Genomic DNA, 14,637 nt, shown 5'->3' with positions numbered 1-14,637 from the left:
GCTGATGAAACAGCTGTAATTGGAGTTTCTCCTCCAGTTGGAATTATAGGATTTGAAGGTAAAAAAGGAGCTAAATGTTTAGCTACACAAATTGGACCAACTCCAGGACCTCCACCACCGTGTGGAATTGCAAAAGTTTTATGTAAATTTAGGTGACAAACATCAGCGCCAATAGTAGCTGGATTTGTTAAACCTACTTGAGCATTCATATTTGCCCCATCCATATAAACTTGTCCACCTCGTTCATGAATTATCTCAGTAATTTCTTTAATAGTACTTTCGAAAACACCGTGAGTTGAAGGATAAGTTACCATTAAAGCTGCTAAATTATCTTTATATAATTCTGCTTTTTCACGTAAGTCATCAAGATCAATATTTCCTTTTTCTGTAGATTTTGTAACTATTACTTTCATACCAGCCATTACTGCTGAAGCAGGATTTGTACCGTGAGCTGAAGAAGGTATTAAACAAATGTTTTTATGACCGTTACCTTGAGATTCATGATATGCTTTAATAACTAATAATCCTGCATATTCGCCAGATGCACCAGAATTTGGTTGTAATGAAGTTGCATAAAAACCAGTTATTTCATTTAGTGAAGCTTCTAAATCTTTAAAAACTTCTTGGTAGCCTTGTGCTTGTTCAATTGGAACAAAAGGATGCATATTTCCCCAATTTGACCAACTTAAAGGAAGCATTTCAGTTGCAGCATTTAACTTCATAGTACAAGAACCCAAAGAAATCATAGAATGATTTAAGGATAAATCTTTTCGTTCTAATTTTTTGATATAACGCATCATTTCAGTTTCTGAATGGTAATTTTCAAAAACTTCATTTGTCATAAATTTTGATGTGCGTTTTAAATTTTTAGTTATTTTATTTTCTTCTAATGAAGAAATTGAAACAGCTTCTAATCCCTCTGCTTCAGCTAAAATTGAAAGAATTTCATTTACATCTTTTAAATTAGAAGTTTCATTTATAGAAATGTTTATTAAATTTTTAGAAGGGTAGAAAAAATTAACTCCGTTGCTTTCAGCAATTTCTTTAACTTTAATAGCATCTGAAACTTCAATGGTTAAAGTATCAAAAAACGTATTATTTTGTTGCTTCAAATTTAACTGTTGTAAACCTTTGTTTAAAGTAGCTGTTAAATTTTGAATTTTATTTGCAATGTAAATTAATCCTTGTGATCCATGATAAACGCCATACATACCAGCCATTACAGCTAATAAAACTTGAGCTGTACAAATATTTGAAGTTGCTTTTTCGCGTTTAATATGCTGCTCACGAGTTTGTAAAGCCATTCGTAAAGCACGGTTTCCATCTTTATCTTGCGTAACACCAATGATTCTTCCTGGAAGCGAGCGTTTGTATTCTTCTTTTGTAGCAAAATAACCTGCATGAGGACCTCCATAACCCATTGGAATACCAAAACGTTGTGTAGTTCCAACAACAACATCAGCGCCCCATTCTCCTGGAGGTGTTAAAATTGCTAAACTTAATAAATCAGCAGCAACAGCAATTTTAGCTTCAACAGTTTTTGCTTTTTCAACAAATACCGAATAATCATAAACTTGTCCATTTTTAGCTGGATATTGAATTAAAGCACCATAAACATTTTCTGAAAACTCAAAAGTTTCATGATTTCCAAAGATTAGTTCAATTTCTAAAGGAATAGCACGTGTTTTTAAAACATCAATAGTTTGAGGTAAAATTTCATTTGAAACAAAAAAATGAGATGCATTCACCTTTTTTTGATCTCTAGTTCTTGAGTTGAACAGCATAATCATGGCTTCAGCAGCTGCAGTTCCTTCATCTAATAATGATGCATTAGATAATTCCATACCAGTAAGTTCTGTTACCATCGTTTGGTAATTTAATAATGCCTCTAAACGACCTTGAGCGATTTCAGCCTGATAAGGTGTGTATGCAGTATACCATCCTGGATTTTCAAGTATATTGCGTTGAATTACGCCTGGAAGTATTGTTGGGTGATATCCCAAACCAATATAATTTTTGTACAATTTATTTTTGTTTGCAAGCTCTTGAATATGTGACATATATTCAAACTCGCTTAATGCTTTTGGTAAATCTAAATTATTTTTTAGTCTAATGTCTGAAGGAATGGTCTTATTTATAAGCTCATCTACTGAAGAAACTCCAATGGTTTTCACCATTTCATTAACTTCATTTTCACTAGGTCCTATGTGTCTTAAAACGAATGAATCTGTTTTCATTTATGTATTTGGTATATATAATATTATTGCTACCAAAATTACTTAAATTTCAGTAAATTTAATATCCTTTTTATTACTTAATTTTAATATTTTGTTAACCAAAAATTAAGGATATTAACAAATATGTACATTTGTAAAATGAATTTTTTTAAAAAAATACTAAATTTTTATATTTTTGGTAATATTCACGTTGCCTTAGCAGGTTTTAGTTTAACTAAAATTACACTGCTTAAATTTGGAGTAGTAGATAATTTAACCCCTGTTTTTGTTGCACTTTCCATCATAATCTCCTATAATTTTATTCGATTTTTAGAAATAAAAGAGAATAGTCTTAATTGGTTTAAAAATTGGTTTTTTGAGCATAAAAAAGCATTGGGGTTACTTTCATTATTATCAATTATTTTATTATTATATATTACTTTTTTTAGCAAATTTAATTTGAAAGCAATTTTAGTACTTCTTCCTTTTGCTTTTATGACATTTTTTTATGTAGTTCCTCTTTTAAAAATTGGAAAAATTGAAGTTTCATTTCGGAATTTCCCTTCCATAAAAATAGTAAGTATTGCAATTGCTTGGGCGGGAATAACAGTATTATTTCCTTTGTATGAAGCTAATTATGAATTTACTTCAAACGTTTATATTGAGTTTTTGCAACGTTTTTTTATTTTAGTAGCAATTACGCTTCCTTTTGATATTAGAGATGTAGATTTTGATCCAAAGTCATTAAAAACGTTACCTCAAATTTTCGGTGTAACTAACTCAAAAATAATAGGTTACATTTTGTTGTTCCTATTTGTTTGTTTAGAGTTTTTTAAAATAAATTATGCGGTAGTTGATATCTATTTATTAGTTGGTCTTTCATTTGTTACAACACTTTTTTTAGGTTTTTCTTCACCTAAAAGAACACGTTATTACACAAGTTTTTGGGTAGAAGCTATCCCAATATTTTGGTTACTATTAATTGTGTTATTTTCTAAAAATTAAAATTAAAACAATGAACGATATTAATAAAAAATATTTTGAAGTAAATAAGGATACTTGGGATAAAAAAGTGGGGATCCATTCTAAATCTGAATTTTATGATGTAGAAGGTTTTTTAAAAGGCAAAACTTCATTAAATAACTATGAATTAGAAGAATTAGGAGACGTTAAAGGAAAAACATTATTGCATTTACAATGTCATTTTGGACAAGATACTTTAAGTTTTAGTAGGCTAGGAGCTAAGTGTACTGGTATTGATTTATCATCAGAAGGTATAAAACAAGCAAAACTTTTAAATGATGAATTAGGGTTGGATGCCATTTTTATTGAAAGTAATTTATATGATGTTCCTAAAAATGTGGATGGAAAATTTGATGTTGTTTTTACTTCTTATGGTGTTATTGGTTGGTTACCCGATTTAAAAACTTGGGGTGAAATTATTTCAAGGAAACTTAAAAGTGGAGGTGTTTTTTACCTGATAGAGTTTCATCCAATTGTTTGGATGTTTGATTTTTTACAGACTCCACCAAAATTAACATACCCATATTTGCAAAGTGAAGCAATTTATGAAGAATACAAAGGAACGTATACAAATAAGGATGCTGATATTATAAGTAAAGAATATGGTTGGAATCATGGTTTAGGAGAAGTTATTACTGCTTTAACTGATGCCGGTTTACAAATTGAGTTTTTACATGAATTTGAAAAATCGCCTTACAATAGTTTTCCGGAAATGGATAAGACCGAAGATGGTATGTATGTTTTAAAAGAAAATCAAAGAATGTTCCCTTTGTTATACTCTATACGTGCAATTAAAAAATAAAAAAGGCTTCCAATTTGGAAGCCTTTTTTTATAGAATTTAAAGTAAGATTACTTTAATAATTTGTCAATTTTTTCTTTTTCTTCTTCAGCTAAAGCGCCATCAACTAAAATTCTACCACTGTGTTCATCAGTAATAATTTTTTTACGACTTGCAATTTCAACTTGTGTTTGTGGTGGAATTGTAAAGAATGAACCTCCAGATGCACCTCTATCAATAGAAACAACAGCTAAACCATTTTTCACAGAAGATCTAATTCTATGATATGCTTTTAATAAATGGTCATCTATTAATTCACTGTATTCTTTAGATATTTTAAGTAATAAAGCTTCTTCTTTAATTGTATCACTCATAATATCGCTTAATTCATCCGCTTTATGTTTTAATAAATCAGCTTGTCTAGCAATGTTTTCTTTAGTAGAAGTAATTACTTCGTTTTTTTGCTCAATTTTAGCTTTATATTCTTTAATTCTTTTTTCAGCTAACTCAATTTCAAGTTCTTGATATTCAGTCTCTTTACTTATAGAATTAAATTCTCTATTGTTACGAACGTTTTTTTGTTGTTCAGCATATTTTTTTAATAATCCGTTTGCATCTTCAATTACCAATTTCTTGGCTGAAATTTCCCCTTTTAAGTTAGTTAAATCATCTTCTAAATTAGAAAGTCTTTTGTTTAAACCTACAATTTCATCTTCTAAATCTTCAATTTCTAAAGGTAGTTCACCTCTTACATTTTTAATTTCATCAGCTCTTGAATCAATTAATTGTAAGTCGTAAAGAGCTCTTAATTTTTCTTCAACAGTAACTTCTTTGCTTTTAGCCATATTATAAGTAATAAATTGGGTTTGTGTTTTTATTTGATAAAATGATGGCAAAATTAAGGAATTTTTTTGTAAGTATATCAACTAAAAGATTTTTTGTGAATTGTTCACTTTCATAATGTCCAATATCTGCAATTATAAGTTTGTTTTCGGCTTTGTAAAATTCGTGATATTTAATATCTGAAGTTACATAAATGTCAGCTTCAGCAATTATTGCATTGTGTATGGCAAAACTTCCTGAACCACCTAAAACTGCTACTTTTTTAATTGGTTTTCCTATTAACTTAGAATGCCTAATTCCTTTAGCATTCATTGTTTCTTTTAAGAATTTTAAAAAATCTAATTCACTTTTTTCTTCAGCCAACTCACCTATCATTCCAAGGCCAATTTCTTGATTCATATTATCTAAAGGAACAATGTCATAAGCAACTTCTTCATAAGGATGTGCATTAAAAAGCGCATTAAGTATACTGTTCTCTTTATGTTTTTCAAAAATTACACTCATAAAAGTTTCGTTTTCAGTGTGTAATTTTCCTTTTTCTCCTATAACTGGATTTGAATTTTCATTGCCTTTATAAGTGCCATAACCTTCGGTATTAAAACTACAATAATCATAGTTTCCTATGCTGCCAGCACCAGCTTTAAAAAGAGACGTCCTAACTTTTTCTGCATTGTTATTTGGAACGTAAGTGGTTAGCTTTTTTATGGTATTTTTTTGAGGAATTAATACTTTTTTATTTTGTAAACCAAGAACTTCACAAATTTTAGCATTCACTCCTTGAAAAGAATTGTCTAAGGCAGTATGCATTGAATAAATGGCAATGTCATTTTTTATGGCTTTTAAAACAACACGTTCAACATAGTTATTACCATTCAATTTCTTTAATCCTGAAAATATAATTGGATGAAAACTAACAATTAAATTACAATGTTTTTCAATGGCTTCATCAACAACATTTTCCAATGTGTCAAGTGTTACTAAAACACCAGTAACTTCAGTATTGTAGTTACCAACTAGTAAGCCAACATTGTCAAAACTTTCAGCATAATTTAAAGGTGCAATTTCTTCAATACAAGTTGTAATATCTTTAATTTTCATAGTTTCAGATGAATGATGCTAACAAAGATAAATTTTACATAAGAAAGTTAGCCTATTTAAGCAGAAATTTTTAATTTGTTTGTATTTTCGCTTAAGTGAAATTTTTAAGAAAAATACTATATCCGTTTTCTTTGTTGTATGGATTAATTACAAGTATTCGTAATTACTTATATAACAAACATATTATTACCTCAACACAATTTAAAACTCCCACTATTGTTGTAGGGAATTTAAGTGTTGGTGGAACAGGGAAAACACCTCAAATAGAATACTTAATTAGATTATTGCAAAACGACTATAAAATAGCCGTTTTGAGTAGAGGTTATAAAAGAAAAAGTAGTGGTTTTATTATTGCAGATGAAAATGCAACTGCTGAAATTATTGGAGATGAACCTTTTCAATATTATTTAAAATTTCCCAAAGTTATAGTTTGTGTTGATGCTGATAGAACAAATGCAATTCAACAATTAGAAGCTTTAGAAAACCCACCTGACATTATTTTATTAGATGATGCTTTTCAGCATAGAAGAGTAAATGCAGGTTTTAATATTTTGTTAACAGCATACCATAATTTGTATGTTGATGATGGTATGTTACCAACTGGAAATTTAAGAGAAAATAAATCAGGAGCTAAAAGAGCACAGGTAATAATTGTGACAAAATGCCCAAATAATATTTCAGAAGTTGAACAGTTTGAGATTACTAAAAAGTTAAATTTAACGGAAAAACAATCCGTATTTTTTACTACAATTGAATATGATAATGAATTAAAAGGTGTTTCAAACTTAAATTTGAGTGAGCTAAAAAATACTGAGATACTACTTGTAACAGGAATTGCAAATCCAACGCCATTAGTTGAGTATTTAACCAATCAAAAAATTAAATTTAAGCATCTAAAATATCCAGATCATTATCAGTTTAAAGAGAAGGATATTGCTGAAATAAAATCAGAATTTAAGTTATTAAAATCAAATAATAAAATAGTTTTAACAACAGAGAAAGATTATGTTCGTATCTTTGCAGACTTGCAAAATTTGCAATTTATATCAATAAAAACAAAATTTGTAAAGAACAAGGCAAGTTTTGATAAATTAATAAAAAATTATGTGGAATAAAGTTCAAGATACAGTTAAATTTCTTCAAGAGAAAGGAATTACAAAACCAGATTATGGTATTATTTTAGGAACAGGTTTAGGAAATTTGGTTGAAAAAATAGAGATTGAAATTACGATTCCTTATGAGGAAATACCAAACTTTCCAGTTTCAACGGTTGCTGGTCATTCAGGAGAATTAATTTTTGGAATCATTGGTACTAAAAAAGTGATTGCTATGCGTGGGCGCTTTCATTATTATGAAGGTTGGACTATGGAGCAAACAGTTTTTCCAGTGCGTGTAATGAAATATTTAGGGGTTGAAAATTTAATTGTTTCTAATGCTTCAGGTGGTGTAAATCCTGCTTTTAAAGTTGGAGATATTATGTTAATAACAGATCATATTAATTTTATTCCAGAACATCCTTTACGTGGTAAAAACGAAGAGCGTTTTGGACCAAGATTTGTTGATATGCACGAGCCTTATAGTCTTAAAATGATTTCAAAAATGGAGCAGATAGCAAAAAATATGAACGTTCCAATTCAAAAAGGTGTTTATTTAGCATTACAAGGCCCTACTTTTGAAACACCTGCAGAATACAGAATGGTAAAATTAGTTGGTGCTGATGCAGTTGGAATGTCAACAGTTCCTGAAGTAATTGTTGCAAAACATATGGGAATGACTTGCTTTGGGATATCTATAATTACTGATTTAGGAGTTGAAGGAATAGTATCAGAAGTCTCTCATGAAGAAGTTCAAAAAGTAGCTAAAATAGCTGAAAAAATTGTTGGTAAATTGGTTGAAGAATTTGTAAAAGCTTAAATTTAATTTTAAAATATTATATCATAAAAAACCCGCTATTAGCGGGTTTTTTATGATATAAATTACGTTTTTCAGAACTTATTAAAATATAAACTTTTTACAATACCATCTGCAAGTCCAATTTTAGGAACATATATTTTTTTTGCACCACTCCATTCCATAGCTGATAGATAAATTTTAGTTGCTGGTATAATTACATCAGCTCTGTCAGGGTTTAAATCTAGTTTTCTAATTCTATCTTCGTAGGTCATTTTACTTAAAAATGCTAAGTAATCTTTCATATACGTTAAACTAAGAGCTGTTCCCATTGGTTTTCCAGAGAGTTTAAATATTTTATTTATATTTCCTCCAGAACCAATTACATTTATATTTTTCAGGCCTTTAGTATTTTCTTTAATCCAAGTTTCAATATTTTGCCAAATTCTTCTAAATTCTTTTTTGTCATCTAATAAACGAACTGTACCTATTTTAAAAGATTTTGAAGTAATAATTTTACCTTTTGAAAAAATGGTAATTTCTGTACTACCACCACCAACATCAACATACAAATAGGTTTTATGAACTTCAATAATATGACTTAAATCTGTTGAAAATATTATTTTAGCTTCTTTTTGGCCATTTATAATATCTATTTCTACTGAAGTTTTTTCATAAATTTCTTGAACAACTTCGTTACCATTTTTAGCTTCTCGCATTGCTGAAGTAGCACAAGCTTTATATTTTTGAACTCCATGAACTTCCATTAATAATTTGAAAGCTTTCATGGCTTTAATCATTCTAAGTTTATTTTCTTCAGAAATGATACCATTGATAAAAGTGTCAGCACCTAAACGGATTGGTACACGTACTAAAGCAGATTTTTGGAAACTTGGATTTTCTCCATTTTCTTCAGTAATTACATTGGCTACCAGTAAACGTACAGCGTTTGAGCCAATATCAATTCCAGCAAGTTTTTCAATTTTCAAAATAAAATTATTTATAATTTTTTGGAAACTCAGTTAAAAATGTTTTACCAGATTTTATATTTTTCCAATGATTGGTATCAAATTTAATTCCAACAACACCACAAGTTGGCACATGATCTAAAAGTTTGTCTCCAAATTTATTTACAAAATCACTAATTCCATGATCATGACTAAATATAATTGCAGAATCAAAACCATCATCTAATGCTTTTACCGTTTTTATTAAATAGCCATCACTAAAGCTGTACAATGATTTGCTTAATTTTAGATTTGCCAATGGATAATTAAATGAATAACTAAAAATCATTGCCGTATGTAAAGCTCTATTTGCACAACTTGAGATAAAAACATCGGGACTTGATATCTTTTTTTGCAATACATTAGAAATTAAATAAGCATCGTTAATTCCTCGTTTTTTTAATGGGCGATCAATATCTTTAATTCCTTCATATTCCCAAGAAGATTTTGCGTGTCTAACAATGTAAAGTGTTTTCATGTGTTTTTATTTAGTGCCTATTTGTTACAGGCTTTTTTTTATAGGTCACTTGCAATTCACTATCAATAATTCCTTTATGTAATAAAAATTTTAACATGCTGGTTTCATTTAGTTTGGTTGATGTTCAAATATATATATTAAGGAGCTAATCTTTCAATTTTCCAGTCAAAATTTTCTTGTAATGTGTACCTAATTCTATCATGCATTCTATTTGGTCGTCCTTGCCAAAATTCAATACTAACAGGTTTTACAATAAAACCACCCCAATTTTTGGGTCTTGTAATTTCTTTGTTTTCAAATTGTTTTTCAAATGAAGCTAAACGTTCATCTAAATATTTTCTAGAAGGGACTGGTTCACTTTGGTCTGAAGCCCAAGCCCCTAACTTACTTCCATCGGGTCTCGATTCAAAATAACCATCTGATAAATTTTTTGCAATTTTTTCCGCCTGTCCTTTAATAATTACCTGGCGTTCTATATGATTCCAGAAAAAAGATAAGCAAACATTTGGGTTTTTTTCAATAGATTTTCCTTTCTCACTATTGTAGTTTGTGTAAAAAATAAAACCTTCCCAGGTGTATTTTTTTAGTAGAACTACTCTGCTTTTTGGAAAGCCATCTATGCCAATTGTTGAAATTGTCATAGCATTGGTTTCAGTATCACCTCCAAATTCTTCTACTTCAAAAAACCATTTTTGGAATAATTCCATTGGATTTTCTGATACTTCGTTTTTAGAAAGTTCACTTTTTTTATAGACTTTTCTATAATTGCTTAAATCATTATCCATACAGCAAAATTAAATATTATTTGGCGGGTTTTCTAATTAAATACAAGCCAATATAGGTTAATAATCCGTTTAATATAATAAGTTCATAGCCAAAAGTATAGCCGTTTAAAATTTGAATTGAATAACTATTTATAAAATAGCTAATGATAACGGATAGCAGCGCAATAACCCAAACAAATTGGTCTTTAATGGCGTGTTTTGTAAAAATTCCAAAAGCAAATAATCCTAAAAGTGGTCCGTAAGTATAGGATACAATTTGTAATAAACTGCTAATTATAGTGTCTTCTATAAAATATCTAAATGATATGATAACTAAAACCAGTAGGATTGAAATTACAATGTGTACTTTTTTTCGAATTGATTTTTGTTTTGATTTTTCTTTGTTTTCAATGTCTAAAATATCTATACAATACGATGTTGTTAGTGATGTTAAAGCGCTATCAGCACTTGAGTAGGCGGCCGCAATTAAACCTAATATAAAAAGAATACCAATGGTGATTCCTAAACCGCCGTTTAATGCAATTTCAGGATACAACAAATCGGTTTTTACACTACCATTAATTATAGGTATTGCAATGCCAATTTTTTCAGCATAAATAAATAATAAGGCACCTAAAGTTAAAAATATAAAGTTTACAATTATTAACACAAGACCAAGTGAAACAAGATTCCATTGAGCTTCTTTGATGTTTTTGCACGTTAAGTTTTTTTGCATCATATCTTGGTCTAAACCTGTCATTGCAATAGCAATAAACATTCCTCCTAAGAATGATTTTATAACGTGTTTTTTATCATTAAAATCGTCAAAAAATAAAATTTGACTGTATTTATCAAATTCGGAGGAATTAAAAACATCAGAAACTGACCAATTTAATTTTGTTATAATAATATAGATTGTAGCAAAAACAGCAAAAAGCATAAATAAGGTTTGAAATGTATCTGTCCAAACAATTGTTTTAATTCCACCTTTAAATGTATAGCTCCAAATTAATAGAACGGAAAGAATTACAGTAATTTCAAACGGAATATTCCACGCTTCAAAAATAAAATATTGTAATACTGAAGCAACTAAGAATAATCTAAATGAAGCTACCAAAACCCTTGAAACTAAGAAAAATAAAGCACCAGTTTTATGTGATGTTGTTCCAAAACGTTGTTTTAAAAATTCATAAATTGAAGTAATTTGTAGTTTGTAATAAATAGGAATTAACAAGTACGCAATCACAAAATAGCCAAACAAGTATCCAATAACAATTTGCATATAGCTAAATTGAGAACTTTGAACCCAGCCTGGAACTGATATAAAAGTAACTCCAGAAAGTGAAGCTCCAATCATACCAAAAGCAACTACATACCAAGGCGATTTTTTATTGGCTTTAAAAAATGTTTCGTTGCTATCACTTTTCCCAGTTAAATGTGCAATTAACAGAAGTACAAAAAAATAAATAGCGATTAGAGAAAGTATATATATTGGTTTCATTTAAAAGTGCTAGTTTGAATTAACAAAGAAACTAAAATTATTGAGAATATCGTTTCCTAATTGTACATTTGCGAAATGAATTTTTCTTCAAAACTTTTAGAAAATGCTGTAAATGAAGTGTCTCAATTGCCTGGAATTGGTAAAAGAACAGCACTTAGATTGGTTTTACATTTATTAAAGCAGCCAACTACTCATACTCATCAGTTGTCAACAGCATTAACAAGTTTAGTTGATAATATAAAATTGTGTAAAAAATGTCATAATATTTCTGATGTTGATGTATGTGAAATTTGTGCGAACCCATCAAGAAATACTGAAATAATATGTGTGGTTGAAGATGTGCGTGATGTTATGGCAATTGAAAACACATCTCAATTTAAAGGTTTATATCATGTTTTAGGTGGCAAAATTTCACCAATTGAAGGAATTGGGCCTCATAATTTAAGTATTGAAAGTTTAGTAGAGAAGGTAAAAAGTGGTACAATAAAAGAAATAATTTTCGCTTTAAGTTCTACTATCGAAGGTGATACTACCAACTTTTATATTTTTAAGCAACTAGAAAAATTTGAGATTAAAACCTCAACCATAGCACGTGGTATTGCTGTAGGTGATGAGCTTGAATATGCTGATGAAATTACATTAGGAAGAAGTATTATACACCGAATTCCGTTTGAAAAATCATTTTAATAAATGGATTTATCTGTAGTTATTGTAAATTATAATGTTCAATATTTTTTAGAGCAGTGCATTTTAAGTGTGCAAACCGCTTCTGAAAATTTAAAAATTGAAATTATTGTTGTTGATAACAATTCTACCGATGCTAGTTGTAAGTTACTTTATGAAAAATATCCTGAAATAATTCTTATTCAAAACAAAGAAAATGTAGGTTTTTCAAAAGCTAATAATCAAGGAGTTAAAATTGCAAAAGGCGATTATGTTTTAATTTTAAACCCCGATACCGTTGTAGCTGAAGATACTTTCGTTCAAATTTTAGCATTTGCAAAAAGTAAACCAAATTTAGGTATTTTAGGCGTTAAGCTAATTGATGGTTCAGGGAATTTTTTGCCTGAAAGCAAGCGAGGAATTCCAACTCCGCTTGTATCTTTTAGTAAGCTTTTTGGAATTTCAAGTAAACAAACAGGGAAATACTACGCAACACATTTGAATGAAAATGAAACGGGTATAGTTGCTGTTCTTGTTGGCGCATTTATGTTGTTAAAACGTTCTGTTTTTAATGAGGTAAATGGTTTTGATGAGGCTTATTTTATGTATGGTGAAGATATTGATTTAAGTTATAAAATTTTGAATCGAGGTTATCAAAATTATTATTATTCAAACACTCAAGTGATTCATTATAAAGGGGAAAGTACTCAAAAAGATATTAAAAATTTAATATATTTTCACAAGGCAATGAAGATATTCTATAAGAAACACTTTAAATTAAATAGAGTTTATGATTTTATAATGAACTTTGGAATTCAATTTTGGTTTTTGCTTAAGTTTTTTAATTTTTTGAGACCAAAAAACAATCTGAAATCAAGCTTAAATGTATTGTATTTAGGGGAAGATGAGTTGATTAATAATTATTTAAATAAAAAGTATTTATTAGTAAATGAAAATTTAATTGATGATTTTGACCAAATTAGAAATCTTATAAAGAAATATTTAATTGATACCATTGTGTTTGACAATTCAATAATTTCCAATAAAAAGATTATTGAACATTTTCAAGAATTTAAAAACGAAGGTGTATCTTTTAAAATACACCCTCGAAATACTAATTTTTTAATTGGAAGTATAAATTCTTTAAATCTAGGTCAAGTAGAATTGATTGAAAATAATTAATTTTTTTCAATTCTAATTCTTGCATCAACAGCCAAAATTTCTTTTGAATTCCCTAAAAGCGGATTTAAATCTAGCTCTACTATTTCAGGAGCAATAGTTACCAAATTAGAAATTTTTGTAATAATCTCAGCAAATAAATCTTCATTTACACCTTCTTGATTTCTAACTCCTTGTATAATTTTGTAGGATTTTAAATTTTGAATCATTTCCAGTGCTTCATTTTTTGAAACTGGAGCTAAAGAAGTATTCACATCTTTTAAAACTTCAATATAAATTCCGCCTAAACCACAAAGCACTAAATGTCCAAAATTTCCTTCTTTTTTAGCCCCAATAAATAACTCAATTCCTTTTTTCATTGGTTGAATTAAAACTGAAGTAGCTCCTTCAATTTGCATTATTTTATCAAATGATTCAATTAGTTTTTCTTCAGAAGATATGTTTAAAATTATGCCACCAACATCCGATTTATGCACAGGCCCAACAACTTTCATTACAGCAGGAAATCCTAGTGATTGAGCTTCTTTAAAACAACTTTCTTTTGAAGTGCAAATAGCTTCATTTACTATTGGAATTTGTGCTGCAATTAACAATTCTTTTACTTGTTCAGGATGTAAATAGCCGTTTTTAGCATTATCAATTATAGTTCTAATAGTTTGTATATTAGCAGTGTTTTTTGTGCTATTTTCTGTGCTTTTTGTTGATGATTTAATAGTTTTTGCTAAAGCATTTCCAAATAAAACTTCATCAGGGAAATTGATATTTCCTTTTTCAATAAAATACTCAATTTCCTTTTTCACATTAACAACTGAAGGTAAAATAGGGAAAATAGGCTTTTTACATTCACGCATTTTTTTGTGAAGCACATCGTACACATCAAACACTTCAAATAAACCAGGACTACCAAAAATGACAACCATTGCATCAATTGTTGAGAATTTATGTTCACAATAATCAATAATAGTTTCTAATTGTTCTGCAGTTCCTGTTGCTAAAAAATCTATTGGGTTTGAAACGGATGAACCTTCATATAATTTTGAAAGTAGTTCTATGCTATTTTCTCCTTTTATTTCAGGAACATTTAAACCATTTTTTGATAAAGCATCTGTTAACATAACTGCCGGACCACCTGCGTGGGTGATAATGGCAATATTTTTTCCAATTAATTGTTTATGCATAAAAATAGATGCAACTGT

The 14,637-nt window shown here is 28.9% G+C and carries 14 protein-coding genes; 6 read left to right on the top strand and 8 right to left on the bottom strand.

The genetic code is table 11. The features are described from left to right. Positions 1–2,237, bottom strand: a 2,237-nt coding sequence (gcvP, locus tag ABY863_RS09380; RefSeq protein ID WP_372794149.1) for an aminomethyl-transferring glycine dehydrogenase, incomplete at its 3' end; no start/stop codon positions are given. 138 nt (positions 2,238–2,375) lie between these two features. On the opposite strand from gcvP, the gene ABY863_RS09375 reads away from it, so the two are divergent. After that, positions 2,376–3,221 carry a hypothetical protein gene (locus ABY863_RS09375; RefSeq protein WP_372794147.1) on the top strand — a complete coding sequence of 282 codons (846 nt, stop codon included), beginning with the start codon at positions 2,376–2,378 and terminating at the stop codon, positions 3,219–3,221. Between the two features lie 10 nt (positions 3,222–3,231). Further along, positions 3,232–4,041 (top strand): class I SAM-dependent methyltransferase, encoded by an 810-nt coding sequence (locus ABY863_RS09370; protein ID WP_372794145.1) that lies wholly within the window; start codon positions 3,232–3,234, stop codon positions 4,039–4,041. 48 nt (positions 4,042–4,089) lie between these two features. On the opposite strand, the gene ABY863_RS09365 is transcribed toward ABY863_RS09370, so the two are convergent. Together ABY863_RS09365 and ABY863_RS09360 are read right to left on the bottom strand one after the other, a co-directional pair. After that, positions 4,090–4,863, bottom strand: a complete 774-nt coding sequence (locus ABY863_RS09365) for a zinc ribbon domain-containing protein (protein ID WP_372794143.1) — start codon at positions 4,861–4,863, stop codon at positions 4,090–4,092. Between the two features lies 1 nt (position 4,864). Continuing rightward, the gene (locus tag ABY863_RS09360) at positions 4,865–5,959 is read right to left on the bottom strand and encodes a Nif3-like dinuclear metal center hexameric protein (RefSeq protein WP_372794141.1); all 1,095 of its coding nucleotides are present in this window, start codon (positions 5,957–5,959) and stop codon (positions 4,865–4,867) included. 95 nt (positions 5,960–6,054) lie between these two features. On the opposite strand from ABY863_RS09360, the gene lpxK reads away from it, so the two are divergent. Together lpxK and ABY863_RS09350 are read left to right on the top strand one after the other, a co-directional pair. Further along, complete coding sequence (lpxK, locus tag ABY863_RS09355; RefSeq protein ID WP_372794139.1) at positions 6,055–7,074, top strand: tetraacyldisaccharide 4'-kinase; 1,020 nt, start codon at positions 6,055–6,057, stop codon at positions 7,072–7,074. After that, a complete protein-coding gene (locus ABY863_RS09350; protein ID WP_372794137.1) occupies positions 7,064–7,873 on the top strand; it encodes a purine-nucleoside phosphorylase in 810 nt (269 codons plus the stop codon). Before lpxK ends, ABY863_RS09350 begins: the two co-directional genes overlap by 11 nt. A gap of 71 nt (positions 7,874–7,944) precedes the next feature. Here ABY863_RS09350 and ABY863_RS09345 read toward each other — a convergent pair whose 3' ends face one another. From ABY863_RS09345 to ABY863_RS09330, 4 genes are all read right to left on the bottom strand, one after another. After that, positions 7,945–8,841: a Ppx/GppA phosphatase family protein gene (locus ABY863_RS09345; protein WP_372794151.1), complete on the bottom strand. Its 897-nt coding sequence runs from the start codon at positions 8,839–8,841 to the stop codon at positions 7,945–7,947. A gap of 4 nt (positions 8,842–8,845) precedes the next feature. Further along, on the bottom strand, positions 8,846–9,334 hold the full coding sequence (locus ABY863_RS09340; protein ID WP_372794135.1) for a histidine phosphatase family protein: 489 nt from the start codon (positions 9,332–9,334) through the stop codon (positions 8,846–8,848). A gap of 137 nt (positions 9,335–9,471) precedes the next feature. After that, the gene (gene pdxH / locus ABY863_RS09335) at positions 9,472–10,119 is read right to left on the bottom strand and encodes a pyridoxamine 5'-phosphate oxidase (RefSeq protein WP_372794133.1); all 648 of its coding nucleotides are present in this window, start codon (positions 10,117–10,119) and stop codon (positions 9,472–9,474) included. Positions 10,120–10,135: 16 nt separating this feature from the next. Next, positions 10,136–11,599, bottom strand: coding sequence for a sodium:solute symporter (locus ABY863_RS09330; protein ID WP_372794131.1), 1,464 nt, complete (start codon positions 11,597–11,599; stop codon positions 10,136–10,138). Positions 11,600–11,674: 75 nt separating this feature from the next. Between ABY863_RS09330 and recR the strand changes: the two genes are divergently transcribed. Together recR and ABY863_RS09320 are read left to right on the top strand one after the other, a co-directional pair. Next, positions 11,675–12,286 (top strand): recombination mediator RecR, encoded by a 612-nt coding sequence (gene recR, locus ABY863_RS09325; protein WP_372794129.1) that lies wholly within the window; start codon positions 11,675–11,677, stop codon positions 12,284–12,286. 3 nt (positions 12,287–12,289) lie between these two features. Then, positions 12,290–13,444, top strand: a complete 1,155-nt coding sequence (locus tag ABY863_RS09320; RefSeq protein WP_372794127.1) for a glycosyltransferase family 2 protein — start codon at positions 12,290–12,292, stop codon at positions 13,442–13,444. Here ABY863_RS09320 and ABY863_RS09315 read toward each other — a convergent pair. Next, the coding region (locus ABY863_RS09315; RefSeq protein WP_372794125.1) for an acetate--CoA ligase family protein at positions 13,441–14,637 on the bottom strand (1,197 nt) is incomplete at its 5' end. The genes ABY863_RS09320 and ABY863_RS09315 overlap by 4 nt on opposite strands.

This window comes from Lutibacter sp. (genome assembly GCF_041562875.1).
Taxonomy (GTDB): Bacteria; Bacteroidota; Bacteroidia; order Flavobacteriales; family Flavobacteriaceae; genus Lutibacter.
This window is presented reverse-complemented; position numbering and strand designations above follow the sequence as displayed.